Raw genomic sequence first — 24,831 nt, 5'->3', positions numbered from 1 at the left:
TTCTAATAGCGTCGCAGCGATCTAGCTCTAAAAAAATAATACTTTCCTGTTTGTTGTGACTAGAGTTTTTAAGAATCTTGAATTAGATCATTAAGCGTCAGGATAAATGATTGGAGTGATTTTTTAAATTACACCTAGAGCTAGTTACTGGTGAAAGGCTCTACGGCTTAATAACTAGTTTTTTCTTGAATTTTAATTCATTTATTGCTTGTAATGTGCTCTCTATTTTTATATGGAGGCTTCGATGGGTTGTGCCATGTTTTGATCTTATTCTGATAGATCTAATCGTCGTTTTGAGCTATTTTAATGAGGTAAAGATTCTTAAGTTTCGCTAAGGTTGAACTTAGGGATATTGCTAAAAGTTGCTCTTAAGAGTGACATTAGTGTGCAGTGATAGAAGGTGGGTGCATGATTATTTAAAATTATGTGGATATATGCTTTATATTAAAAAATATCAATTAGTAGGGAGGTTGCATGCGTGCTTATTTTATCTTTTTAATGGCTTTATGGTTTCCTGCGGTTGCGGAGGCAAATGAATGGTATTTAGGTGCCTGGGAGTTAACAGAGGTAAGGTTTCCTCACGTTTCAGCTATGACAGATCAGGAAGCAACTGCTTTTATAGGCCGTACTATACACTATGGTGAAAAGTCGGTGCAGTTAATTGATAGCACTTGCAGTAACCCAATATATAAAACGGAGATTGAAACCGCAGGTGATTTTTTAACAGGAAGAAGATTTCCATTAGAAAGTATTGAAATATATACACCTTCGGTAGAAATATTGAGAGTAGAATGCACCTCAGGCAGTTATGCACCAGGTTTAAGTGTCATCAAAAAAAATGAGAATACGGGATATATCTCATGGGACGGTGCATATTTTCAAATCACTAAGCAATGAAAGAAAAAATGCTCTCCCTCGAAACAATTAGGATAGCACAAATGAAAAATTTGTCCTGAAAACCATGGTATTGATGATGATTTCTGCGCATTTCTACGAGGTTACTGAAAGACTGCACCAGGTCGAAAAAATTATTTATGCATAGGCGTTATCACCCTAAATCGGTTTTCGTTGAGACCGGTTATTCACAGTAGTATTTAGCTAAAAAGGCGTATTGTCTAACAAAGCTTCTCAAATAAACGCGCATGTGCATTAATAAACTGTTAAGAAAAACAAGAAAGGAGGTTTTATGAGTGATGAGAATAAGCCCCAATATACTCACACTTGGATCCGAGCAAATATGTCGGATATTAGGAAAAAAAAGAACGTTAAATATCAGGTGGGTACAAAGAAAGTTACTAAGACAAAAGGGATTTTCAAGAAAGAAGAGGTTGAAACTGAAGTGCCCGTCTTTGAAACGCGTGAAGAATGGGTTAGCACAGGAAAAAAGTCCGATACTTATATTGATATCGAGGATTTCTCAATCCGAATCACAGATTCGTGCAACAAGCTTTATTCGGATGGATATGAAATAATCCAAATTATATCCACGATTGATGGACGTTACAATTACGATACACAATCCGGTTCTGTAGGGGTAGGAGGTCAAAGTGGCGGTTTCGGTTGGGGTTATGGCTACGGATATAGTGTTACTGATGGCGTAATTATTATTGCAAAATTGAGGCTTCCAATACTGTCTAGATAATTCATGGTTCCTAGCTTCTTTCGACTCCTCAAGCGAGAGTGAATCAAGCACAGCTTTATTCAAAAAACGAAGTGGTTAGACGTGACGTATTCAATCACATTGAAAATGTTTTACAACCCAAAACGCCGACTCGGGATAAGCGATAACTTATCACCAATTGAGTATGAAAGACGTTACTTTAAGAGTCTAACGGGTGTCTAGAATACCTGGGGAGATTCAGACGCTACATTCATTTGCAAGCTTCTCGTATTATGTTAGTAACTTAGGTCGCCGTTTTTTTTAACTGACAGAGATTAATCGCCATAGAACTTGTAGACGTCATAAGGTCCTATATTTATTGTTTGTAGGAATTACCTGAGCGGTGAGTTTGAATATCTGTGTAAGGTTGCCATCTAAAGATGTGCCTTAATATAGGATAGCACTAGTTAGCTGCTTTTAGCTGATTGAAGAACTTTAATCTATGCTAATGGGGTGGTTAAGGCAGCTGACGACCCTGAGCGGCTATTCTAAAGATGCAGTAGACGTACGAATTTTGAATATGCAGTCTATTTAAAATTAATTTAAAGCAGGTGGCAAGCCGTTCCTGAGCCACAAAAATATGTTTTTATGCATTTTTGCAAAAGACGCTAAAGTTACTCCAACATACTTTCGCGCCAGAAAAAACGCGTTTTGGATGATGATTCTGGCTCCCTGATACCTTGTCTGATGAAGGGGTGCTTTATGAGTTTATATAGATACTCTAGGGTTAGTGAGAACTCTCTAGCAGGCCTCGCTGCTAGTACGTGTTGGTTTTCTGGTTATCTCGACTTCAACGATCCATTCGAAGGGCGCGTGAAACTCCGTGAAAAGTATCCAAAGGCATTTTCGAATAGAACCGCCGCGGAGGATTTCTATGCGAGAATTCGTGCTTATTTTTTAGAACATGGAATGAAGCAAGATGTTCTAGATCAGATTGAGAAAAGTGACAGCCTCAAGTATCGAATTCAGAATAGTGTCGAATTTTTAAAAGAGACTCTATTCACAACGGTGAAAGATATAATTGAGTCTCATGGTTACTGTTGTTTCTGTAGAGGAGATAGCAACGACATCTTACTAAATCATCTGATGTGGGCTCATTACGCGGATGGGTTACGCGGGTTTTGCTTGGTCTTTGATGAGAACGAGTTACACACGTCACTAGAGTCGCTGAACGATCTAAGCGATTTGATGCTTTGCCCTGTTACATACACGAATAGACTGCCAACGTTAAATCTTATTGATGAAATTAATTTCCTCATAGATGAAGATTCTATTGAACGTGGGGACTACGATTTCCATGTGAGAGCTTGCTCAACAAAATCTAACGCGTGGAAGTACGAAAAAGAGTGGAGGGCAGTATCTCCAAAGAAAGGAAGGCACGTTTATTCGCCAATGTCGCTCACTGAGATCGTTATCGGGGAAAAATGCCTCCTGACAATCAGGCGCTACTGAGAGCGGTGGTCGCAGCAAAGTACCCGCATGCCCTGGTCAATATAGCCTCAATGCGAGATGAGAGCTATAAACTGCTTATCAATGCAAGTCCTTGATGTAAGTGAGTCCATAACAAGTAGCTTCACAGGAAAAATACTCGCTGCGCTCGAGTTCTCTAGTGAGAATGGTGTTCTATCAGCCCACGCTGAATGTCCGCTCCTAACTATTCTGGAATCTCATGAATATTGGTTAACACTCCTTACGCCAACAATCCCAAGGAGGAAGGGGAGCCAGCGACTCGAACAAGTAGTCGAGAAAAACGCGAACCTTGCGTGAACGAAGACGGCGTTCGGTGGTAAGCACGTGGATGTCGCGTCGCCCGGGCATGACCTCGCAGCGCCAGTATTCAAGCAGTGCGACCAATGTCCCGGCTTTGAGCTCGTCAGCAATTAGCCAGGTTGGAAACATCACCAGCCCCTGCCCCAAAAGGGCCGCATGGACCAAGCTGATAGCATCGTTGCTGTAAAGGTTGCCGGTGACCTCGAAAGGCTTGGCGCTCGTTTGATCCGGTGCCTGAAAGTACCATCGCTGGCGGCCCATCTCGCCCTGATAGATCAGGCAATTGTGATTGGCGAGTGCCTCCGGCGATTCGGGCTCACCGTGTGTTTGAAGATAGCTCGGCGACGCCACGATCACGTAATTCATCGGTGCTAGACGGCGCGCGACTAGCGATGAGTCTGCGAGATTGCCCACGCGAAAGGTGATGTCGTGCCCTTCGCGAACCGGATCGACCACGTGGTCGTTGAGTTGCAGTTCGGCCTTGATGGAAGGGTACCGGTCTTGAAAGCGATGAAGCAGGGGCACAATCTGACGCTGACCAAACGCTACCGGGGCATTAATGCGTAGCATGCCGCTGGGCTCAGCATTGGGGTGCGCCAAGGCCTCTGTGGCGAAGTCGAGCTGCTCTAGAATATCGCGTACTTCTTCGTAGTAACGCCACCCCGCCTCGGTAAGTGCCACGGCTCGGGTATGCCGGTAAAACAACGGCTGACCTACGTCCTCTTCCAAGCCTTGGATCTGCCTAGAAATGGAAGAAACCGCTCGATGGAAGTGGCGAGCGGTAGCGGTGAAGCTTCCCGTCGCAGCGACACGCTCGAATACGCGCAGGGCATTGAGATCCATCGTGTTGAAACTCCTTAAGTTGCGTCTTGTGCAATAAAGATTTGCAGTGCTTTTGATTGTAGCAATGAACGACCGCTACCAGAATGTGGGCATCGGCTGCCCGCTTGGCGGCCAGACATCATTCACGAAAGGATAAAGCCCATGCGTAAAGGGATTGCACTAGTCGTCGGTGCCACCGGAATCACTGGTGGCAATTTAGCTTCTTACCTAGTGGCTAGCGGTTGGACGGTTTACGGGCTATCACGCCACGCCAGCGAACAGAACGGCGTGAATCCAGTGACCACGGACCTGCTCGATGCGTCCGCTACCCAAGAGGCGTTGGCCGGCCTGCCAATTACCCATGTGTTTTACTGCACTTGGGTCGGTCGCGAGAACGAGAAGGCCAATGTCGAAGCCAATAGTGCCATGATGCGCAATCTTTTCGCGTCGCTTGATGACGTTAATCTAGAGCACGCCTCGCTGGTTACGGGAACCAAGCAGTATCTCGGTTCGTTTGAAGCCTACGGCAGCGGTCGCATTGAAACGCCGTTCCGCGAATCCGAGCCGCGGGTTCCTGGCGATAACTTTTACTATGCGTTGGAAGACGTCTTGTTCGAAAACGCCGAGCGTCAAGGCTTTGCCTGGAACGTTCATCGTCCGCACACGGTCATTGGCTACGCCCGTGGTAATGCCATGAACATGGGCACCACGCTTGCCGTCTATGCCTCAATTTGTAAGGCAACCGGCAAGCCATTCATATTCCCCGGTTCGCAGATTCAATGGAACGCACTAACTGACATGACTGACGCGCTGGTTTTGGCGCGCCAAATGGAGTGGGCCGCGACGACACCGGGAGCGGCGAATCAGGCATTCAACACGGTTAACGGTGACGTTTTTCGCTGGCGTCGTATGTGGCGTGAGATTGGCGAGTACTTCGGCCTTGAAGTGGTCGAATGCCCTGAAACGACGCAGCCGTTAGACACACAGATGGCCGGGATCGACGACACTTGGCGTGAAATTGCCGAGAAGCACAATCTGGTCGAGGCTGATGTCACTAAACTTGCCTCATGGTGGCATACGGATGCCGATCTGGGCCGTGACCAGGAGTGTGTCAACGATACTACCAAGTCACGCGATTTCGGTTTCGACCATTTCCGCGAGACCCGCAGCGCCTTCTTCGACCTATTTGATCGCCTACGTGCTGAGAAGATCATTCCCTAATAGCAAAATCTCAGCAAGACGAAAGCTTGTAAAACAAGACTCGGCGTCGCTAGGCGCTGGGTCTTGTTATTTATGGAACTGGATTTTTCAGAAACTATAAAATGCAACGAATCTCCCATATGAAAAATTTCAACATCAAAGTACTAACCCCGATGATTGGGCGCTGTACAAGTCAGTTAGGCTGGAATCGCTCACATCTGTCAAATGTGGGTTACGCCTGCGGTAAGAGGGGAAGGTATTGCCAAGGCACTTCTGAGTGAAATCAGAACCTGGGCGTTAGATAAAGAGTGTGAGTGTCTCGCGCTTGACGTTGCACCGTGCTGCAGAAAGTACTTTTTAAAAAAGCTTAGACGCAAAAAAGAGCGCTCGAAACAGACCTTATAACGTATTGTTTAATGGAATATCATCAATTTACTAAACACCGTTAAGTATTGTAATGGCGCTTTCTTTTACCCTTTAGTTCGTATTTTTTAAATTAAACAGTACTACGTTCGCCAGCGCACAGTGACAGCGTCTTTTAAGGTCTATCTTGAGGTTAAGCGGGACAAAGGAAGTGTCTAAACAAGGATGTTGCGCTATGCGCTGCCAGGAAGGCAGCGCCACTATAATTCTCTTAGTTTGGTGTCGCAAGGAGTGCGACACCATTTTTAGTGATTTCACTGATTAAAGCTCAGCGTTAGATTGTTGTATTAAAAGAAGTGTTATTGCTTCTTTGCTAAGCAATAAATATTTCTCGGATTATATAGCCCCAGCCTTTTTTTAATGAGCAATCTTTACCCTCGGCCGAGCAGATGCCGACTTCATGGTTTATCAATGTTCATTATGAATGGCGAGTTACCATGCCTGGCGTACCGATAGGTATTTATGTGTATAGGATCGCGTGAGTCTGCATTAAGCCGATCCACTGTCAGGAAAACGTTATGAAAATTATTTTTGCGCTCACGCTCGGAACGATAGCCATACTTTTGGCGGTCACCGCTCAAGATTCGCTTATTACTAGAACACTCCTTGCTGCGGTGGGCCTTGCATTATATGCGGTGGCGCTAATTCCAGTGGCTGTTCGTAGCCAGCAGAAGGTAGCTGAGGTAAATAAGCCGAACGGCCCAATGGCTGGGGAGTTCAGCGATCAATCTCAGCAGAAGCTGTTAAAGTTTTACAAGGAGCCTTCTTAAATGATGCTGCCTACCGCAGACTTTTTCTACAAACAGTATGTTCCAGACTATGTTGGCAACGGAGGCCTTATGCCGAGAACTTCAGGTAGTCAAAATCGCCTGACCGATTTGAAAGAGTTCGGCGCGGATCCTGGGGCATTGCATGCAGACACCTATATCCCTAAGAACTTCTCTAAAAATGGGCCACTTGTGGTTGTTCTGCATGGGAGCACCCAATCTGCAGAGGGTTATGATCTTGGGTCAGGCTGGTCGGCGCTTGCCGACGAGTGCGGGATAGCACTTTTGTATCCTGAGCAAAGGAAAAGTAACAACCCGATTAGCAGCTTCAACTGGTTCAAGTCTGGCGACAGCCGCCGAGGCGGAGGCGAGCCACTATCTATTCGCCATATGATTGAAAGAGTCGTTGAGGATCATGACATCGACCCTGCACGGGTCTTTATCACGGGGATGTCTTCGGGTGGCGCCATGACGTCTGTGATGCTGGCGACCTATCCGGAAGTGTTCGCAGGTGGCGCGATTATCGCTGGGCTACCTTACCGCAGTGCGGATAACCTGATGGAAGCGGCCGTTCGCATGAAAGGATTTGGCGGCCCGTCAGATAGCAAGCTTGATGAGCTGGTGCGCGGGGCCTCGACCTTTGATGGCCCTTGGCCAACGATCTCGGTCTGGCATGGCAGCAGCGACTCGACCGTTGACCATTCCAACGCTGACTCTATCGTTCGGCAGTGGCAGAAAGTTCACAAGGTTGAAGGGCCGCCGACAAGGGTGGAGAAGGTTGACGGCTTTCCTCGACAGGTTTGGAGCAACCCTGACAAACGGGACGTGATTGAAGAGTACATCATCGAAGGAATGGGACACGGCACGCCAATTATGGCCGATGGTGAAGAGGGGCTCGGTGAAGAAGACAAGTACATGCTGGAGGTTGGCATTTCTTCGACCCGACACATCGCCCATTTCTGGGGCCTTACTGAGGCTGTGAAAGATTCGTAATAAAATACCGTCAAACGGTGGCTGGGCATGTTCCGCTGCCACCGTTTAGACATCCATGTGTAGGCCGAGCCCCCCATGAGCGGTTAAAGACTCAGGCGACACGGGGTGATGTGTTAGCTCATCACGGCGACGCTAGCTCCAACCTGCTGCTTAACTTTCTCTACGATATACGCCCCAATGGGAATCGCTGACGTAGCCGCAGGCGAGGGTGCGTTACACACGTTGACAGTACGAGGCGTATTGACGAACAAGAAGTCGTCGACCAGCTTGCCATCGTTGGACACTGCTTGGGCGCGCACGCCAGCAGGATAAGGCTCAAGATCTGACAGCGTTAAGCTTGGGCAGTACTTACGCACTTGCTGAAGGTAGCCTTTTTTATAGAGCGAGTTTTTAAACTCGGAAAGCCCTGGGCGCAGGTTGTCTTTCAGCACCTGACGAATGCCGCTATGACGCAACATGGCTAGCGTATCGGAAAACGAGAAGTCGGTCTTTCGATAGCCTTCACGTTTCCAGGCCAGTACCGCGTTGGGGCCGACCGTCACGCTGCCGTCAATCATGCGCGTTAGGTGAACGCCAAGAAACGGCATCGACGGGTCAGGAATTGGGTAGATCAGGTGGTTGACGATTTGATTATGCTGCGCGGGAAGGCGGAAGTACTCGCCGCGGAAGGGGCAGATGGTGAAGTCTGGCTCGATACCCAGCATGCGTACTACTCGATCTGCCATCAGGCCTGAGCAGGACACCATATAGCGGGTAGAAAAATCGCCCTGGCTGGTGGATACCACCACCTCATTGGTTCGCTCACTTAAGCCGGTCACTGACGTGGTATAGCGGATCTCGCCGCCAGCGGCTTCGAATTCGCGCCCCATCGCGGCAGCAACCTCAGCATAATTCACGATACCGCTGGAAGGGACAAAGATACCGCCGACGCCGGTAATATTAGGCTCTCGTTCGTGCAGTTCCTCTGCCGTCAGCCAATACCGCTCTAGGCCATTAGCCTCCGTGCGCTCCCACAGTGCTTTCATACGCTGAAGTTCGAGGTCATTCGTGGCGACTAGAAGCTTGCCGCATTCATCGTAGGCAATCTTATGTTCGTCACAAAACGCTTTGGTGGCGAGGTTTCCCTCTAAACAAAAACGCGCCTTTAAGCTGCCGGGCGTGTAGTAAACCCCTGCATGAATCACACCACTGTTGTGGCCAGTTTGATGGCGGGCAGGACCATCCTCTTTCTCAACCAGCAGCATCTTCTTGTCAGGGTAGGCGCGGATAAGCTGCATGGCCGTCGACAGCCCAAGAATGCCGCCCCCGATAATAATGTAGTCGTACATAGGCGTCTCGGTAGTCAAGGGGAAGAGGCCACCGTTATGGCGGTGGCCGACTTATTTTGATGATTATACCTGACGCGGCTGGCGTAGCGTTTTGGCATGTGTGAAATAGCCACGCTGACGCATCAACTCACGACGCAGGTCAGGGTGCGGGGTAAAGCGGTCACGCCCATGTAGCCAGAAGTGATTGTTAATAAGCAAGAAGCTGCCGGTAGATACCGGAATCGATAGCTTATGTTGACTACCTTCCAGCGAATCAGAAAGATTGGCTAGCCAGTTGCCTTCCTCAAAGTTCTTCGGCTGAACAAATTGGTCAATGTAGGCCATGATCGGGCGACCCTCGGTATCCACATCGAATACGGGGTGGTAAATGTCGCGATCAACATTCTTACTGGGCGGCGCGGTCCAGCGCATGTTACGGCGCGCCAGTGGGTGAGAGTAGAAACTGTCTAACCCTTCCCAGTCATCGAGGTGCAGCAGTAGTGAGTTGCCACCTTGCATGTTCTGTTCGTCGACTTTCATCATCAACACGTAGTCGGTGTCCTGCTCCACGAACGTACCGTCGTTATGCAGCTCCATCACGCGGTGCGGCTGACGTAGGTAGCTGTCTGAGTTATCGACATTCTTCACCACAAACCGCGCATAGTACTGGCCGCTCATAGCATCGTAATTTGAGCGTCCCATTAGGTGAGCCACCGCCGTGGCGAATATCACCATCTCGTCGGCCTGCTCAACCTGATCCAGCCCCTCTGGCGTCACCAGAAATGCCCCCGTATCCCGATCCACCATGGTATCGATCAACACCGGTTGTAAGGTGTTCTTGCATAGGTCATCAAGAATCTTGGCCACTCGAAAACGCAGGAAAGACTTATATTCCAGTGCCTGAACCGGCCATTCCGACACGGCGTCAAGAAACGCTTGCACTGTCTCTTTTGGGAAGCTCAGTTGCAGTAAGCGGTCCGACTGCGGTGAGCGGCCAACGGTGAAACCATGATGCTGCTGTGCGGGGATAGTGGCTGGAGCGTTCATTGGACGCCTCTCTTTAGCAAAAGGGTGAAAAAGAACCGGCTGAATAAATAACCTACGCTTAAAAAATATCTACATTTTTATATTTCGTCAACGTTTTATATTTATTTAGTTAAAAAGATGATGCAAGCTCGACCACCAGGGGAGCTCTCATCGTCAAAATAGTGGGGATCTCAGAGGGCGTTGCTAATGGGGGACCCCAGCCTTCTGCGGCTTATGCTAACTTAGTCATGATGACTTCTAAGGTGCTGCCCTATGTCTATCGAGATTTGGTTTGCCTTTGCCCTTGCATCCGTGGCCTTGCTCGCTATTCCTGGCCCGACGATTTTGACGGTTGTCAGCTACTCCATCGCCCAAGGCAGGCGCGCCAATATTCCGCTTGTCGCTGCGGTTGCTCTAGGCGATTCCACGGCGCTGATTTTTTCGCTACTTGGCTTGGGTGCTGTTTTGGCTGCTTCGGCGTTTTGGTTCACCGTTATCAAATGGATTGGCGGTTTGTACCTGCTCTATATGGGCATAAAGCTGTTGCGTGCCGGGATATCGTCGGTTCAGCCGGTAACACCCGCCGTATCAGGGTCGCGCTGGAAGCTGTTCACCAATACCTATTTGGTCACGGCACTGAACCCCAAAGGCATCATATTTTTCGTCGCTTTTTTGCCGCAATTTGTTAGCCCGGGCGCTAATGCGGGGCAGCAGTTGTGGATTCTGGCAGTCACGTTCGTGGCGTTAGCGACACTCAATGCCACGCTTTACGCGGTGTTCGCCTCATCTGTGCGCAAGATGCTTACCTCGCGCCGCGCCCAGCGCCGTTTCAATGTCGTGGGGGGAACACTGCTCTCTTCGGCGGGTGTCTGGGCATTGCTGGCTAAGCGGCCTACGTAATAGGCGTTTGGTGATTTTAGCTTGTCAGGAAACCACTGGAATTAACCATGATCAGGGAGGCCAGCATTCACAATAAGTGGCGGCATCCCGCTACTGTCCATGGTGAGACCAGAGCTAGACGACTAATTTCTAATGACGGCAGCAATCATTATCTGCTAGCTTTGAGGCTAAGTAGATTTTGATATTTGCAGGTTGTTGAATGAAAGTAAGCGGAGTCGGTTACTGCGATTAGACACCTTGCTAGAAGTCCGTTTTCGACCCTGGGCGGACATTCGGCCAACGCGGGATGCTGGTTCAGCACTGTAATGCTTCATGGAGGTAACGAATGAACAAAGATCAATTTATTGCGATTCTTAACAGGAATGGCAGCTTTCATGAAAAAGACCTGGAAGAGATCGATGTTAATTGGAGAGCAGCAAATGAAGCGGCTCTATCTGTAAGTGCAGCAATGCCGGGTATAGGTTTTCTTTCTGTTAAGCAGCGACTCAATGCTTTTTTCGCTGCATGCCGTCATTTCGACAAACTCATTGACGAAAGTGGTTTAACTGAAGAACAGGCTCAATTGGGGTTAAGTATTTTAAGGCTAATAAATAGTAAATTTAAGAAGGCAGTTGTCATGTTTGAAACACGGTCTAACAGGTTCGATGTTGCTGCTCGTGCTGATATGCCAAGAACTGCACGGCAGTGCCTTGATGTAATCCAATATACTGGCTACCAAAAATAAAAAGCATAACAAAGCCATCAATTTGACCGCTTTACGCTGTGCTCCAAGCGGCTAATTATGGCGGGCGTTATATCAACCAACGCTGAATGTCCTCTCTTGGCCGGACAACGACGGCCCAAAATAGGCCTTCGTTTATCCTCATCAAACTTCTGTCTGTTCTGCCATTTCCAACGCGTAATCAACCTCTATCCCTAGATACCTGACGGTGCTTTCCAGCTTCGTGTGACCCAGGAGCAGTTGCACTGCCCTAAAGTTTTTCGTGCGGCGGTATATCAGCGAAGCTTTTGTACGACGCATCGTGTGCGTGCCATACATTGACGGATCTAGACCTATTTCGGTGACCCAGGCTTTTACAATACGGGCATATTGGCGCGTTGAAGATGCTTTGCGCTATTGATTCGGCTGGGAAACAGGAAGTCTTCGCTTCGGAGCTGAGCAAGCAGTATCCAGTCGATAATAGCGATTCGAGTTTGCTCGGTAATTTCGAACTGGACAGGCCGATGTGCCTTTTGCTGCATCACAATGGCTCGTGGAGATATGCACGCACCATGAGCTATATCCCGTACCCGTAAATTGACGAGATCGCAGCCCCGTAACTTGCTATCGATGGCTAAATTGAAGAGGGCAAGATCTCGTGTCTTTCTTTGCAAGTTGTAGCTGAACACGGATGGCCCAGATATCTCTAAGACGTAGAGGTGTCTTCTGCCCAACCAACTTGCCTTTATTCCAAGGTGTAAAGGAGATTTCTGTCGAGACGTTCATGGAATTTTCCTCCATCGGGTGGAGGTCAAAGAATGGATCAATTCGTGCACATCATGTGCTAAGGTTAATTTAAGGTCGGGGCTCGACCCTGAGCGGAAATTCTGGGAAATGCAGCAGGCGCGCGAGTTTTGGATATATAGCCTAATGGAAATTAATATCTGAAAGAATCATAGGCTTGGAAGAATCTGGCAGGCTGCATTTTCCGGAAAAAAGTGCCAGCACGTTGATTCAATAATAGAACGCGCCGTCTAATACGCTGTTGGGACTTAGAATGAATGGGCAAGACTTAAGCTGCGATGATGAAGTACTACAAAATGGAGACCTACTATGTCGTCAGGATCAGCGGGCGCGCCCATGCCAAAGGCGTCCCCAATGCATCAGTTTCGCATTCAAGTATTGGACGGCGCTGGCCAGGTGTTCTATGGAGTAACCATCAACTTATATGCTCGCGACGCATATCTCGGCGGGATCGAAGAGTCCGACGGAGAAGCCACAATCCGATATCCGGCTTCGTTGGGACCTGTGACAGTTTTAATCGAAGCTGATGGCTACGAAGCCCAGACGACAATTGGCGCAGATCGATCATCCCACACGTTCTCGTTGCCCACGTCGCGTCAGCGCGTTACGGGGGGAAAGCGCGAAGCCCGCTGCGCCGACGGTACCTCTGGTCAACCTTGCGTTGTCTGCGCGGTCGGCAACTCTACTGTGCGAATTTGTGCATAGATGGCAATGGCTCGCGGAAACCGTGACTTTGACGTAAGCGTTCGAGACGCAGATGGGAGGCCGCTTCTCGGACCTCGAATCACGTTTAAGGTAAATGGCGAAGAAGTGGGGGAAGTTCCTATGGCAGAAGGGCATGGGAGCATCCGTGATCTACACCCTGATGACACACTAGAGATAAGCGCCTCGTACCGCCTGCATAGAACGCAGATCGCGAAGCCCGGAAAAGAACAAGCTAGTCACACCTTCACATTCAACACGGTGGCTGCCATGAGCAAGGGTGCGGAGAAGATGTTCGCCGCAATTTTCGGTGTGGCTTTTCTCATAACGATCCTCGTGATTGCGCTGATCGTTCCGAATCCGACGCCATTTCAGTATCAGGTATTCCGTATAGTCTTAGCGGTAGCCGTGGGTGGCTTTACTGGCACGTTTAGCGGATTCCTTGAAGTGCAGATCTCTGGATGGCTAAAGGCTGGCGGGGCACTTGCTGCTTTCGTCATTGTCTTCTTCTACAACCCTGCGGCGCTGGTCGCCGAGCCCCCTCCAGCGCGTCCGGCAGCCGTGTCATCGATTCTCGATAGCCATCCCCGAAGCCTGCCCCAACAAGGCGCTGCATCCGACGGCTAGCCCGCTACGCGGCCTGTCCGCGGCTGAGCGCACGCGTTAGGAATACACATGGAAGAATACTGGCAACAACTTGCAGGCCTTATCGTCGCCCCAACATTGGTAGTGGCGGCTGTCGCCTGGATACTCAAAACAGTTATTTCGCAAGGTTTTGCCCGAGATATTCAGCACTATAAAAGCGAGCTAGATCGTGCAAATTTCGAGCACCAGCAGCGATTTTCGACGATCCATCAACGGCAAGCAGAGGTGATAGCGAACTTGTATGGAAAAATCGCCAAGAGCAAATCTTCAGCTGCCGATCTTGTAGGCATCTTTCAGCAGGGTAGCCAGCCACTCACTGAAAAAAGAAGCAAACAGCCGAAATTTATAATGACATGAGTGCTTATTTTTACCAAAACCGGATATTCCTTCCCAATGATGCCGCTGACAAAGCTGAAACGCTGATAGGTACCTTGCGAGACGTTTTAATCGAGTTTGATACTGCGCAGATGGGGAACGAGGAGTATAAGTCGGACGAGACCGGTCTCTGGATGCAATCCTACAAACGTTTGCGCGAGGAGGTGCCGCCAGTGTTAAACGAACTGGAAAGTGAGTTTAAGAAGCTTTTGGGAGTGATCGAAAGTGATTCCTAACCAAGCCATGCACCGGACGCCAAAACCTGTGGTTCGCGCCGGTTTTGTCACCGGTGATGGCGGGCGTTAAAGCGCTACATCAGTGACAACTAAAAGACCGCTTTTGGCCGATAGCGGCCAAGCCAACTTTGGTGATGCAGAGTTGCATATCCGAGAATCATGGCACTGAATGCATCTGTTGCCAGGGAGAGAATTGCTTAGCCTTTGCTGTTTAGGTGCGTTGTTATTATCTGTATCAACCTGATGGTCGAGAGGAAATTGAACTGACGCCTGATAGCGCCATCGAAGGAAATATCAGATAAAGATCGGCTTTTGCTGACAAGCTATTACTACCCGTTCTTGCAGGATGGGGTCTTCGCGGAGAACTTTATGGACTACGAACATGCAATTGTGAAATTCGAAGACGGGATTGGCACCCTGTTCTGCAACGGCTGCGGCATTATCATCGCTGAGGGTGCCCAGCATGAGGATAGAGAGCACTACTGTACCATGTGCATGAGCGGCAATTGTAAAGCAAAATTTAAGGACGGAAACTGACATTTCCAGACCGCCACGCTCCGCGTTTTAGGGAAGGGGGGAGTGGAATAGATGTTGTGAACATCATTAATCTGAAAACTCTTTAACATCCGCTCCTGGCCGATTTCAGGCCTTCGATCAATCTGGTGAAGTTCATTATGTGCGTTAATCTTAAAACGTTACGTTTCTAAGCTAGGTGGGCATGATGTTTTACCATCTTCTGAGCCTGGCCAGTCGGCTCTCGTTTTAAAGCTGTTTAGATTGCTAGGGGGCAAGTGTGGACGAATCATTACGCGAGTTGCTAACCGAGTTAGAGCAGTTTGGTCAGGAAAACGATGCTGCCATTGCTGATCGCCCGCATCGTATGCTGAATATCACCCGTGATACGGGGGAGTTTCTTTCAGTACTTACCCAAGCCACGAACGCAACACGAGTGCTGGAGATTGGTACCTCTAATGGCTATTCCACCTTGTGGTTTGCCCAGGCAGCTCAGAAGATTTCCGGGCACGTCACGACAGTGGAGCTTTCCGAATACAAGTTCGATCTGGCAGCCACGAATTTCGAGCGCTCGGGGCTTTCTGACTACATTACCCCGCTGCAATGTAATGCTGGCAAGTTGTTGGAAAGCGTGGACGATTCTTCATTCGATCTGCTCTTTCTCGATTCTAACCGTTCTGAGTATGTGCAGTGGTGGCCGAATATTAAGCGGGTCTTGAGAGAAGGTGGGCTTCTTGTGGTGGATAACGCCACTTCTCATGCCGATGAAATGGCTAGTTTCATGGCGCTGGTGTCGGCAGACCCAGATTTCACCACTTGTACCGTCTCTGTTGGTAAGGGGGAGTTTCTGGCAACGCGCTGTTTTGGTTTTTCCGCCTGTCGAGGTGGTGCTGGCGCTCAATGGTCGCAATGAGTGGGAAGTGCCCGCTAGGCGTATTGAGATAATTAGGGCAGTTAATTCAAGTGCTAAATTGGTATGTGTTGAATGGTCGCTCCTAGCCGAACCATGAACTTTCCTTCATATTAACAATGGATCAGTTAAAGACCCGCTAGCGTTCATATGTTAGCCATCATAGTAGCGATAGCCCTTAAGCGAGAGGAATGCACCAATGACAGGGACTACTAAACCATCGACGATTGAACTGTTGAGCGACAACCGTGTAAAGGTGATCTTAGCCATCGCCATTATTGCGGTGGTCTGGGCTATCGTTGCGCACACTATCGCAGGGTCGCGACAAGACAGTAAGGAAGCGCTCGAAGCGCGCTTGGTCGAAACTGAGCGAGAGCATCAGCAGATTCAGGCGCAGATGTCTGAGGTTGAAGCCGCGGAGCTTGACCTAGCAACCTTACAGCAGAGAATGAACGCCCTTGAGGCTGAGCAGGCGGAAGCTGAGGCCGAACTTGCTTCAACGCGAGCAGACATCGCCAACGCTGAAGAAGATTTGAGCGCTTTACGGGGTGAGCGTGAATCTCGCGAAGAAGAGGTTGCCACCCTAGATGAGCAAGTAGGCGAAAAGCAGGACCGCCTAGAAGAATTGAATGAAACATACGCCGAGGTAGATGAGGATAAAAAAGAGGCTGAAGCAGCCCGCGATGCCGCTCAACAGTTGCAGGAAGATGCAGAAGAGGCTCGGAGGCAGGCTGAAGAAGACCTTGAGGCGCTCAACACTGAACTTGAAGAGGCCAATACCCAGCTTGCCGCGGTCAGTGAGCAGGTAAGTGACTTAGAAAAAACGCGTGATGCGCTTACCATTGAAATCACTTCGCTCAGAGTGATACGCGACGAAGCGCAAACGCCCTAACAAGTTAGGCGCTATAACAATTCCTCCTCGCCGCGCATCAAGTTAAACGATCTCCCCGCTTATTAAACGGGGAGGTCGTCGACGGTATCCACCACTGCGGCATACAGATCTCGCGTTGACGCTAACGCCCCCTCATGAACCGCTTTAGCTGACAACGTCTTGCCTTGGTCAGCTTGAAGCGAGCGGGTAGCGGTCGCACTGGCAACTACTGTCACGTCAAACCCAAGGTTGAATGCACCGTGGGCAGTGGAGTTAACACACATATGGGTCATGAAACCAGCTAGCACCAGTTTGTTGCAGCCGACCTTTTTCAACTGTGCTTCAAGATCGGTCTGAACGAAGGCGTTGGGAAACGCTTTAGTGATAACCGGCTCGCCGTCTATCGGCTTTACTATATCTGCGATCTGTCCAATGGGCGCATTAATATCGTAAGGCGATCCTTCCCCGCTATTATGCTGAATATGAATGATCGGAGTACCAGCCTCGCGCGCTTTTTCAAGGAGTTTTTTGGCTTCTACCAGGGCTTCTTCCACGCCTTCTAACTGCATGACGCCTTCCCGGTAGGTATTTTGGCAATCGATAAGGATTAATGCAGACTCAGAAAGTTTGCTAGGGGTGAGCTCAAGCCCTGAAAGTTCACGTAGTGTGACAAGTGTGGTCATTAATAACTCCTTGATGCTATTGATTGTTGTTTAAAAGAGAGCGGCGTCAGTGTAATAACGACAGGCTTATGGCCACAGTCGATGATACAGGTCACAGCGTACATGGGTTCGTTATTCAATATCGGCTAATTTAATTAGCCATTTGTCGATAGGGAGGTTGATCACTTTTTGAGGATGACCTAGATGACTATGACTCAACAAACGTTACTCTTGCTTCTGGCGGATTCGGTACTGGTTCTCCATGTGCTGTTTGTGGCGTTTGTCGTCTTTAGCTTGGTGGCTATCTATGTAGGGTATTTTCTGCAATGGCAGTGGGTGCGACACCGGACATTCCGAATCATTCATCTGTGTGCCATTGGTTATGTGGTCGTGCAGGCATGGCTTGGTATTGTATGCCCGTTAACCACGTGGGAAATGGCGCTGCGGGCCAAGGCTGGGGCGGGCACTTATGCGGGTTCTTTTATTCAATATTGGCTGCAGAGCCTGCTCTATTTCACGTTGCCGGAATGGGTATTTATCGTGGTTTATACCCTGTTTGGGAGCTTGGTGCTGGCTAGCTGGTTTGTTGTGCGGCCAAATGCACACGTCCGTTAGTTTTTTCAGATCCTGCTTCGAACCCGGCTAACCAAGCGCTATACATTGGTGAGGCATGCTGCGCTAATGGCAGGGAAGCTTGTTGCTCAATGGTTGATGATATATGATTCGTATATGTTTTATATTCATTTCGTATGTTTTGAGAGAGCGCTATGGGGATCGTGAAAATTAATGACCGGCTACACGAAGATGTGCGCAAGGCGAGTTCGGTGATGGTGCGTTCCATTAATGCGCAGGCTGAATATTGGATAAAAGTAGGGATGCTCGCGGAGGCTAATCCGAGCATGACCTTCTCTGAAATTATGCGTGACCAAATGCAGCAAGCCGATGTTGATTTAAGGAAGGTGATTGGTGGCTAAGGTAACGCTGAAAAGTGCAGAGGAACTGCGCGTAATGCGCGAGGCCGGGCGGCTACTCGCATCAGTTTTCAGTTATCTCGATAAACAAATAGTGCCCGGCATCTCCACGATGGATATTAATCATTGGGCCGAGCGTTATATCGTTGACCAGTTACAGGCTCGTCCTGCCAGCAAGGGGCAGTATGGCTACCAGTATGTGTTGAACGCGTCAGTCAACCATGTGGTTTGTCATGGTATTCCATCTGAAACGCAAAAACTTAAGTCAGGCGATATCGTTAATGTCGATATTACCTTAGAGAAGGGCGGGTTTATCGCAGATTCAAGCAAGATGTACCTTCTTGGAGATGTAAAGCCCTATGCCAAGCGACTGGTCGATAAAACCTACGAGTCCATGTGGCAAGGGATACAAGCGGTTAAGCCTGGCGCAACGTTAGGTGATGTAGGTCACGCGATTCAGCAATATGCTGAAAAACAGGGCTACTCTATCGTTCGTGAGTATTGTGGGCATGGAATTGGCCGAGAAATGCACGAAGAGCCCCAGGTGTTGCATTATGGGAAGAAGGGCAAAGGGCTGGTTTTACAAGAGGGTATGGTATTTACCATAGAGCCGATGGTTAACCAGGGGAAAGCCAAGATAAAAACCAAGAAAGATGGCTGGACAGTGGTTACCAGTGACAAGAAGTTGTCTGCACAGTGGGAGCACACGATTGCGGTCACCTCATCCGGTTTCGAAGTGTTAACACTTCGCGACGATGAAACCATCCCTACGTCCATTAACCATTAATCATCGTACTTCATCCTTTCAAATCCATCTGGCGAAGCACTTCAGGTGCGTTAAGCTGAAAATGTGGGTGCTCTAGGTACGCATGCTTTCTAGTGCATTGGGATATTGGAAAAGCACCTGCGCCCTATCGCTTAATAGCTAAACGAAAAGGATGTCTACGATGGCGAAAAAACCGACAGGTAACCCAAACGGTAGCACACCAGCAATAGAGCCACGCGCCTCTGTGTCGTGCGGTGCCGAAAAACTGCTGTTGGCAGCCTTGGAGCGTGGCGGTAGTTGCCTGGAAACTGGGCGATTTCTGATTAGCTATCGCGACGGGCGTGTAGAAGAAGGCATTAAATCGCTAAAGGCGCAAAACTTCCGAGTCGCTGATGCGCGCGATTTCACCGATCAAGCGGTTAGCCTGGAAGATGCCGGAGATGCAGAGGCGATGGTGTTTCCTGAACTTGGCGTTGCGCTCGTTGGTGGCGATGCGTTACAGCTGCATGGGATGAGTATTCACGACGAGATATCAGCAGAGAGCCCCATAGAGATTATTGAGCCCGAGTATTTTGCGTTCTCAGAAAGTTCTGAATACCTCCGAGGCTTTCTGCGGGCAGCCAGCGTTATCGCTCGAGACCTTGGTGCTGACATTGAACAGAGTGAAAGCGAAAGGGATCTTGAATCTAGTGAGCGCGAGGCGACTTGGGGATTGGCCCAATGCCAGGTTTTGCAAAGCAGTTGGAGTGGTGCTGGCATAAAAGTCGCCGTGTTGGACACCGGGATGGATCTTGGTCACCCGGATTTTGAGGGCAGGGAGTTCAAGACCCGCTCATTCGTTGGGGAGCCAGTCCATGATATCAATGGCCACGGAACGCACTGTATTGGTACGGCCTGTGGTCCTCAAATACCTTCCGGAAACCCGTTGCGCTACGGCATAGCGTTTGGCTCTCAAGTACTGGTCGGCAAGGTGCTCACCAACTCAGGCAGCAGTACTGGGGCAGGGGTGCTGGCGGGAATGAATTGGGCAATTGCTAATCGGTGCGAAGTGATCTCAATGTCGCTTGGCAGTCAAAGCCCTGTGCAAGCCGCCTACACGCACGCTGGCGCAGCGGCGCTGCGCAATGGCTGCCTGATTATCGCTGCCGCTGGCAATTCCTCTGCCAACACTGGCGCTCCGGCTAACTCACCCACCATTATGTCCGTTGCATCGCTTGACGCCAACCTGAAGCCTTCTAGCTTTTCTAACGCGGGCAAGGTTGAAATTGCAGCGCCTGGGGGGGATGTTTTTTCGTCATGGCCTCGGCCAGTTCACTACAAAACCATTAGTGGTACTAGTATGGCCGCGCCTCACGTGGCGGGTTGTGCTGCACTCTGGGCAGAGTCCGACTCCTCTCTGCGAGGAATGAAGCTTTGGGAGCAACTATTGGCTTCAGCGCGGCGCTTGCCGTTTGACGACAGCCGAGTAGGCGCTGGGTTGGTACAAGCACCTTGATATGGCAGATTGTCTCTAGGCAGGCACTCCAAATGGCCTGCCTAGAGCGCAAACTTCGAAGGTAAGATCGATGGCCAATATAGAGCTCTGGATAGTGACGATTTCAAGCGATCAGCCGATTAATGAAATAGCTACTCAGCTTAGTGCTGAAGGGTTAACCATTCGGGATGTGCTTGAGGAAATTGGCTGTATTACCGGATCAGCAGACAACGACACCGCTGAGCGACTAAAAAAGATCGAAGGCGTCGTCGATATTGCGCCTGATATCCAGATCGATATGGGGCCGCCAGGGACCAGTGAAACTTGGTAAGTTCAATTAATAGGTGGCTCGACGTGATGCAAATGAAAAAAATCAACACTGCAGAGATTTAGGCAGCGCTTTTAAGAGGTGATGAGTTTGCAAGGCCGATCGAATGGCTGGCAGCAAGTTTGTAGTGCGGCCAAATGCGCGTTTCCGTTAATACGCATAAGAATCTCAAATGCTATTATTTTTCCGCTAGCAATTTTCTGCTAGCAATTTTCTGCTAACTACAGCTAACACTAAGGATGGACCCTAATGCTGACACTCATTGTCGTTTTGGTAGTCGCCGCCGTTATCGCGTTTTACGTTATCGGAATCTACAACCGTCTTGTTTCGTTGAAAAATCGCTTTGAGAATGCCTTTGCCCAGATTGAAGTACAACTTAAGCGGCGGCATGACCTAATTCCTAACCTGGTAGAGACCGCCAAAGGCTATCTGAGCCATGAGCGGGAAACGCTGCAGTCAGTCATTGAGGCTCGCAACACGGCAGTGGCCGGACTTAAAGCGGCGGCGGCGAACCCTGGTAGCGCCAAGGCGATTGCTGATCTTGGTGGTGCTGAGGGTGCACTAACTCAAGCGATGGGACGGCTCAATGTCGTCATGGAAGCTTACCCAGACCTAAAAGCTTCGCAAAATATGATGCAGTTGTCAGAAGAACTCACCAGCACGGAAAACAAGGTGGCTTTTGCACGTCAGTCATTTAATGATGCGGTGATGCACTACAACACTTATCGGCAGAGCTTCCCCCCCGTGGCGGTGGCGGGCATGTTTGGGCATGGCCAAGATGCTTCGCTGTTAGAGTTTGAAGACAGCGCCCAGATCCAGGTGGCACCCAAAGTGTCGTTCTAAGTTATGGCGTAGGAGCCTGGATTACATGGATTTTTTCACAGCTCAGGAACACGCTCGGCGCAGAACCTGGCATCTGGTTATCTTGCTGGTACTTGCAGTGCTGGCGTTGGTTATCGTAACGACATTGGTCGTTGCCATCGCCTTGCATCTGATGGATGGCGCAGAACAACCCAGTCTTTCGGCGCAGGGAATGTGGTCCGCGCTCTCATTCCAGCTAGTTGCTGGTGTGGCTATCGGGGTGCTGGCTGTTGTGGTACTGGGCGGTCTATTCAAACAGCGTCAGCTAAGTGGTGGTGGCCGGGCAGTCGCTGAAGCGCTTGGTGGGCGTGAGATTAACCTAAATACCCACGACGCCGATGAACGCCGCATTCTCAATGTCGTTGAAGAAATGGCCATTGCATCGGGTACGCCGGTGCCCTCTGTTTATGTCGTAGAGGAAGAGGGCATTAATGCTTTTGCGGCAGGGTACCAAACCACCGATGCGGTGATCGGTATCACCCGTGGCACCATACGCAACCTGACACGGGATGAGTTGCAGGGGGTCGTTGCGCATGAATTTAGTCATATTCTGTACGGCGATATGCGGCTAAACATACGCTTGGTGAGCATCCTCCACGGTATTCTATTGATTGGGTTATTGGGTGGTATTTTGCTACGTAGCATGCGCTATCGGCGTGCTGGCGGCAATAAACGTAACAACTCCGCGGCGGTAATTTTGGGGTTGGGAGCGGCGCTAATGGTGGTCGGCTATGCAGGCACCTTTTTTGGCAATTTGATTAAGTCAGCGGTCAGTCGTCAGCGCGAATATTTGGCGGATGCTTCGGCAGTACAGTTCACCCGTAACCCCTATGGCATTGGTAATGCGCTGGTCAAGATTGGCTCGCATAGCCAGGGTTCCTATCTGAAAGCGCCTCAGGCAGCGGAATTCAGCCACCTGTTTTTCGGCCAGGGCATAAAGCTGGGGTTTACGCGTATGATGGCAACCCACCCGCCACTTAAAAATCGTATTCAGCGGGTAATGCCAGACTGGGATGGCCGCTTTGAGGTTCGCTGGCCCCCGCGGCACACTGATCATGACGCCCTTGGTTCAGTAGATAATGAAGATGATAGTGAAGGTGGCAGTGACGACCGTTCTGATGCGAAGCTAAGCAGAGGGACGTTGACTGCTGTATTAACCGCAGCTTCTGCTCAAACGGCCATTAACGCTATCGGCCAGCCCAGTCAACGCCATCTGGCGCAAGCCAGGGCAACGCTAGAGGCGCTGCCAGAACGAATCAAAACCGCAGCCCATGAACCCTATACTGCTCGTGCGTTAATCTATGCGCTGCTGTTAAGCGATGAACAGCCAGTTCGTGAGCAGCAGTTAGAGGCATTACAACAAATTGCCTTGCCAGATGTTTATCGAGTGCTGATAGACATTGGCCCCGAAGTATTGAGGCTGGAGGTGGCGTTACGCCTACCGCTGGTTGAGTTGGCACTACCAGCCTTAAAGTCACTTTCCGTTGAGCAGTCTCAGCACTTTCGCCTCTGTATGGAGCGGTTGATCAACGCGGATGGCCACGTCAGCTTGTTTGAATGGACGCTGTATCAGCTGCTGTTGAACAATCTGGGCGAAAAGAACAGTGGACTCGCTCATCTTAAACTCGGCGATTTACAGCGAGAGTGCCAGCGCCTACTCAGTGTGCTGGCAGCGGCTGGCCAGGATAACCCTGACGAGATTAGCGCAGCGATTAATGCAGCGGAAAGCGAGCTGCCGTTCGCCTTGTCTGCAATTGACGAGGTAAGTGATATGCGGGCATTAAGCTTGGCCGTGGAGCGCTTACGGCGCTTAAAGCCGTTGCAAAAGCCCGTTCTTCTGCAAGCCATGGCGCGCTGCATTGAGCATAGCGGACATATTCGCCCAGCCGAAGCTGAGTTGTTCCGAGTAATGGCCGATATCCTCGACTGCCCTATGCCGCCACTGTTATCAGATGAGACATAGACTGTTATTAGATAAGACATGGTCAGCCCCGTGCGATATCTGAGCATGTCCATGATATCGCACTATTTTGCAGATATTGCCGAGAAAGCGGGCTACTTAAAACCGAAACGGAGGCCAACATGAAGTCTATAACAACGTCGCTGATGTTTGTGGGTGCTCAAGCCGGTAAAGCAGAAGAGGCCATTAAGCTGTATACATCTGTGTTTGCCAACTCGAAGATTATTGATATTCAGCATCATGAAACTAGTGAGTATGAACCCGCCGGGACGGTTAAGGCTGCGTGGTTCACAATTAATAACACCACCTTCATGGCAATGGATAGCCATCTTGATCATCAGTTTAGTTTTACGCCATCTATCTCCTTGCGTGTTGAGTGTGAGTCAGAACGCGAAATCGAAGAAGCATTTCGAGCCTTGGGAGAAGGCGGTACTGAATTGATGCCATTGGCTAATTATGGCTTTAGCGAGAAGTTTGGTTGGCTGAACGATAGGTATGGTGTTTCTTGGCAGCTTAACCTATCGAATTAGTGCTAATAATATTGCTTTTGGATTAGCAGCTTGTACTGCTGGATGTTTCCCTTGAGAGGGTCGGGCGCACTGAAAAGTAGTAAGTAATTTTCTTCGGCGTTAGTACCATCTATTAATGAGTATTTTCATCTATTTTGCTGATATGGATTGAGCGTAACAGCTAGGTAGGTCGATTTTAATTTCGTATGGTTGAACGTAGCAGAGAGTGGTGTACTTCTCCGTGAGGATCTCCTCATCGATGCAGCTTACCTGACCCGCAGCGGGGAAGTGATATGTCGACCATAACAACAGACGTTCAATTCTCTGAACTAATGAACCAGCTCCGCCACCTTGGCGCGATACGTTTTGTCATGCTGGGGATTTGTGTTGCTTTAACCGTGGGCATCTTGGCTTCTAATTACTTTTTGAACCAAGTCTGTGTAAGTGATGCTAACTATATGCGTGCCATTGGCATTGTTGCTGCTTTTTTATTTGCTGGTTTTGAAGTGGTTGCAAGTTACCGCTATAAGAAATTTGCAGACCGTGCAATGGTGCTTGAAGGGAGCGACGGAGTTGTTTTCTGCGGGCAAAAGGTGCGCGTTCTAGGGCCAGTGACCTTAGGGACGCTGGCCGTTTATGGATTGATTTTTTTGATTTGGTTGAGCTTTTAACCTTT

The 24,831-nt window shown here is 49.5% G+C and carries 31 protein-coding genes; 25 read left to right on the top strand and 6 right to left on the bottom strand.

Features of this window, described 5'->3' with window-relative positions:
- Positions 1-474: 474 nt before the first annotated feature.
- The 3 genes from B6A39_RS10870 to B6A39_RS10860 all read left to right on the top strand — a co-directional run bounded on the left by B6A39_RS10870 (position 475) and on the right by B6A39_RS10860 (position 3,112).
- Complete coding sequence (locus B6A39_RS10870) at positions 475-897, top strand: hypothetical protein (protein ID WP_083005394.1); 423 nt, start codon at positions 475-477, stop codon at positions 895-897.
- A 289-nt stretch (positions 898-1,186) separates the two neighbouring features.
- The gene (locus tag B6A39_RS10865) at positions 1,187-1,642 is read left to right on the top strand and encodes a hypothetical protein (RefSeq protein WP_083005390.1); all 456 of its coding nucleotides are present in this window, start codon (positions 1,187-1,189) and stop codon (positions 1,640-1,642) included.
- A gap of 720 nt (positions 1,643-2,362) precedes the next feature.
- Positions 2,363-3,112 (top strand): DUF2971 domain-containing protein, encoded by a 750-nt coding sequence (locus tag B6A39_RS10860; protein WP_198036710.1) that lies wholly within the window; start codon positions 2,363-2,365, stop codon positions 3,110-3,112.
- 228 nt (positions 3,113-3,340) lie between these two features.
- On the opposite strand, the gene B6A39_RS10855 is transcribed toward B6A39_RS10860, so the two are convergent.
- On the bottom strand, positions 3,341-4,273 hold the full coding sequence (locus B6A39_RS10855; RefSeq protein ID WP_083005382.1) for a LysR family transcriptional regulator: 933 nt from the start codon (positions 4,271-4,273) through the stop codon (positions 3,341-3,343).
- 141 nt (positions 4,274-4,414) lie between these two features.
- Between B6A39_RS10855 and B6A39_RS10850 the strand changes: the two genes are divergently transcribed.
- From B6A39_RS10850 to B6A39_RS10835, 4 genes are all read left to right on the top strand, one after another.
- Positions 4,415-5,473, top strand: a complete 1,059-nt coding sequence (locus B6A39_RS10850; protein ID WP_083005379.1) for an SDR family oxidoreductase — start codon at positions 4,415-4,417, stop codon at positions 5,471-5,473.
- Positions 5,474-5,659: 186 nt separating this feature from the next.
- Positions 5,660-5,857 carry a GNAT family N-acetyltransferase gene (locus B6A39_RS19215; protein ID WP_442906321.1) on the top strand — a complete coding sequence of 66 codons (198 nt, stop codon included), beginning with the start codon at positions 5,660-5,662 and terminating at the stop codon, positions 5,855-5,857.
- Positions 5,858-6,393: 536 nt separating this feature from the next.
- Positions 6,394-6,645, top strand: a complete 252-nt coding sequence (locus B6A39_RS10840) for a hypothetical protein (protein WP_083005372.1) — start codon at positions 6,394-6,396, stop codon at positions 6,643-6,645.
- 69 nt (positions 6,646-6,714) lie between these two features.
- Positions 6,715-7,635: an extracellular catalytic domain type 1 short-chain-length polyhydroxyalkanoate depolymerase gene (locus tag B6A39_RS10835; RefSeq protein ID WP_083007892.1), complete on the top strand. Its 921-nt coding sequence runs from the start codon at positions 6,715-6,717 to the stop codon at positions 7,633-7,635.
- Positions 7,636-7,748: 113 nt separating this feature from the next.
- Here B6A39_RS10835 and lhgO read toward each other — a convergent pair whose 3' ends face one another.
- A complete protein-coding gene (gene lhgO, locus B6A39_RS10830; protein ID WP_083005369.1) occupies positions 7,749-8,963 on the bottom strand; it encodes an L-2-hydroxyglutarate oxidase in 1,215 nt (404 codons plus the stop codon).
- A gap of 63 nt (positions 8,964-9,026) precedes the next feature.
- Positions 9,027-9,989 carry a glutarate dioxygenase GlaH gene (gene glaH, locus B6A39_RS10825; protein WP_083005366.1) on the bottom strand — a complete coding sequence of 321 codons (963 nt, stop codon included), beginning with the start codon at positions 9,987-9,989 and terminating at the stop codon, positions 9,027-9,029.
- 252 nt (positions 9,990-10,241) lie between these two features.
- On the opposite strand from glaH, the gene B6A39_RS10820 reads away from it, so the two are divergent.
- Positions 10,242-10,868, top strand: a complete 627-nt coding sequence (locus tag B6A39_RS10820) for a LysE family translocator (protein WP_083005362.1) — start codon at positions 10,242-10,244, stop codon at positions 10,866-10,868.
- A 325-nt stretch (positions 10,869-11,193) separates the two neighbouring features.
- Positions 11,194-11,592 (top strand): hypothetical protein, encoded by a 399-nt coding sequence (locus B6A39_RS10815; RefSeq protein WP_009724591.1) that lies wholly within the window; start codon positions 11,194-11,196, stop codon positions 11,590-11,592.
- Positions 11,593-11,733: 141 nt separating this feature from the next.
- Here the strand turns inward: B6A39_RS10815 and B6A39_RS19065 are convergent, their stop codons facing one another.
- Both B6A39_RS19065 and B6A39_RS19060 read right to left on the bottom strand, forming a co-directional pair.
- Positions 11,734-11,925 (bottom strand): hypothetical protein, encoded by a 192-nt coding sequence (locus tag B6A39_RS19065; RefSeq protein ID WP_232318773.1) that lies wholly within the window; start codon positions 11,923-11,925, stop codon positions 11,734-11,736.
- A 17-nt stretch (positions 11,926-11,942) separates the two neighbouring features.
- Positions 11,943-12,110 carry a hypothetical protein gene (locus tag B6A39_RS19060; protein ID WP_232318699.1) on the bottom strand — a complete coding sequence of 56 codons (168 nt, stop codon included), beginning with the start codon at positions 12,108-12,110 and terminating at the stop codon, positions 11,943-11,945.
- 571 nt (positions 12,111-12,681) lie between these two features.
- On the opposite strand from B6A39_RS19060, the gene B6A39_RS10805 reads away from it, so the two are divergent.
- The 7 genes from B6A39_RS10805 (at position 12,682) to B6A39_RS10775 (ending at position 16,645) form a co-directional block, all read left to right on the top strand.
- The gene (locus B6A39_RS10805; RefSeq protein WP_156886223.1) at positions 12,682-13,077 is read left to right on the top strand and encodes a hypothetical protein; all 396 of its coding nucleotides are present in this window, start codon (positions 12,682-12,684) and stop codon (positions 13,075-13,077) included.
- Between the two features lie 120 nt (positions 13,078-13,197).
- The gene (locus tag B6A39_RS10800; protein ID WP_156886222.1) at positions 13,198-13,701 is read left to right on the top strand and encodes a hypothetical protein; all 504 of its coding nucleotides are present in this window, start codon (positions 13,198-13,200) and stop codon (positions 13,699-13,701) included.
- Between the two features lie 48 nt (positions 13,702-13,749).
- Positions 13,750-14,076, top strand: coding sequence for a hypothetical protein (locus B6A39_RS10795; RefSeq protein ID WP_083005355.1), 327 nt, complete (start codon positions 13,750-13,752; stop codon positions 14,074-14,076).
- A complete protein-coding gene (locus B6A39_RS10790) occupies positions 14,073-14,330 on the top strand; it encodes a hypothetical protein (RefSeq protein ID WP_083005352.1) in 258 nt (85 codons plus the stop codon). The genes B6A39_RS10795 and B6A39_RS10790 overlap by 4 nt, the downstream gene beginning before the upstream one ends.
- Positions 14,331-14,699: 369 nt before the next feature.
- Positions 14,700-14,867 carry a hypothetical protein gene (locus tag B6A39_RS18990; protein ID WP_198036709.1) on the top strand — a complete coding sequence of 56 codons (168 nt, stop codon included), beginning with the start codon at positions 14,700-14,702 and terminating at the stop codon, positions 14,865-14,867.
- Positions 14,868-15,123: 256 nt separating this feature from the next.
- A complete protein-coding gene (locus B6A39_RS10780; RefSeq protein WP_083005346.1) occupies positions 15,124-15,756 on the top strand; it encodes an O-methyltransferase in 633 nt (210 codons plus the stop codon).
- Positions 15,757-15,952: 196 nt separating this feature from the next.
- Positions 15,953-16,645: a hypothetical protein gene (locus B6A39_RS10775; RefSeq protein ID WP_083005343.1), complete on the top strand. Its 693-nt coding sequence runs from the start codon at positions 15,953-15,955 to the stop codon at positions 16,643-16,645.
- 62 nt (positions 16,646-16,707) lie between these two features.
- Here B6A39_RS10775 and B6A39_RS10770 read toward each other — a convergent pair whose 3' ends face one another.
- Positions 16,708-17,307 (bottom strand): cysteine hydrolase family protein, encoded by a 600-nt coding sequence (locus B6A39_RS10770; protein ID WP_083005340.1) that lies wholly within the window; start codon positions 17,305-17,307, stop codon positions 16,708-16,710.
- Positions 17,308-17,490: 183 nt separating this feature from the next.
- On the opposite strand from B6A39_RS10770, the gene B6A39_RS10765 reads away from it, so the two are divergent.
- The 9 genes from B6A39_RS10765 (at position 17,491) to B6A39_RS10725 (ending at position 24,826) form a co-directional block, all read left to right on the top strand.
- Entirely contained in the window at positions 17,491-17,901 is a 411-nt protein-coding gene (locus B6A39_RS10765) for a DUF2784 domain-containing protein (protein ID WP_083005336.1), read from the top strand.
- A gap of 152 nt (positions 17,902-18,053) precedes the next feature.
- Positions 18,054-18,260, top strand: coding sequence for a ParD-like family protein (locus tag B6A39_RS10760; RefSeq protein ID WP_083005333.1), 207 nt, complete (start codon positions 18,054-18,056; stop codon positions 18,258-18,260).
- Entirely contained in the window at positions 18,253-19,044 is a 792-nt protein-coding gene (map, locus tag B6A39_RS10755; RefSeq protein ID WP_083005330.1) for a type I methionyl aminopeptidase, read from the top strand. Before B6A39_RS10760 ends, map begins: the two co-directional genes overlap by 8 nt.
- Before the next feature lie 160 nt (positions 19,045-19,204).
- On the top strand, positions 19,205-20,518 hold the full coding sequence (locus B6A39_RS10750) for a S8 family serine peptidase (protein ID WP_083005326.1): 1,314 nt from the start codon (positions 19,205-19,207) through the stop codon (positions 20,516-20,518).
- 70 nt (positions 20,519-20,588) lie between these two features.
- The gene (locus B6A39_RS10745) at positions 20,589-20,828 is read left to right on the top strand and encodes a hypothetical protein (RefSeq protein ID WP_083005322.1); all 240 of its coding nucleotides are present in this window, start codon (positions 20,589-20,591) and stop codon (positions 20,826-20,828) included.
- Positions 20,829-21,074: 246 nt separating this feature from the next.
- The gene (locus B6A39_RS10740; RefSeq protein WP_083005319.1) at positions 21,075-21,668 is read left to right on the top strand and encodes a LemA family protein; all 594 of its coding nucleotides are present in this window, start codon (positions 21,075-21,077) and stop codon (positions 21,666-21,668) included.
- A 25-nt stretch (positions 21,669-21,693) separates the two neighbouring features.
- A complete protein-coding gene (locus B6A39_RS10735) occupies positions 21,694-23,649 on the top strand; it encodes a M48 family metallopeptidase (protein WP_083005316.1) in 1,956 nt (651 codons plus the stop codon).
- A gap of 119 nt (positions 23,650-23,768) precedes the next feature.
- Positions 23,769-24,176, top strand: coding sequence for a VOC family protein (locus B6A39_RS10730; RefSeq protein WP_083005313.1), 408 nt, complete (start codon positions 23,769-23,771; stop codon positions 24,174-24,176).
- A 272-nt stretch (positions 24,177-24,448) separates the two neighbouring features.
- A complete protein-coding gene (locus B6A39_RS10725; RefSeq protein ID WP_083005310.1) occupies positions 24,449-24,826 on the top strand; it encodes a hypothetical protein in 378 nt (125 codons plus the stop codon).
- Positions 24,827-24,831 lie beyond the last annotated feature (5 nt).

This window comes from Halomonas sp. GT, from assembly GCF_002082565.1.
GTDB lineage: Bacteria > Pseudomonadota > Gammaproteobacteria > Pseudomonadales > Halomonadaceae > Vreelandella.
Note: the sequence above shows the minus strand (reverse complement) of the source record. Positions and strands in the feature narration are given on the sequence as shown.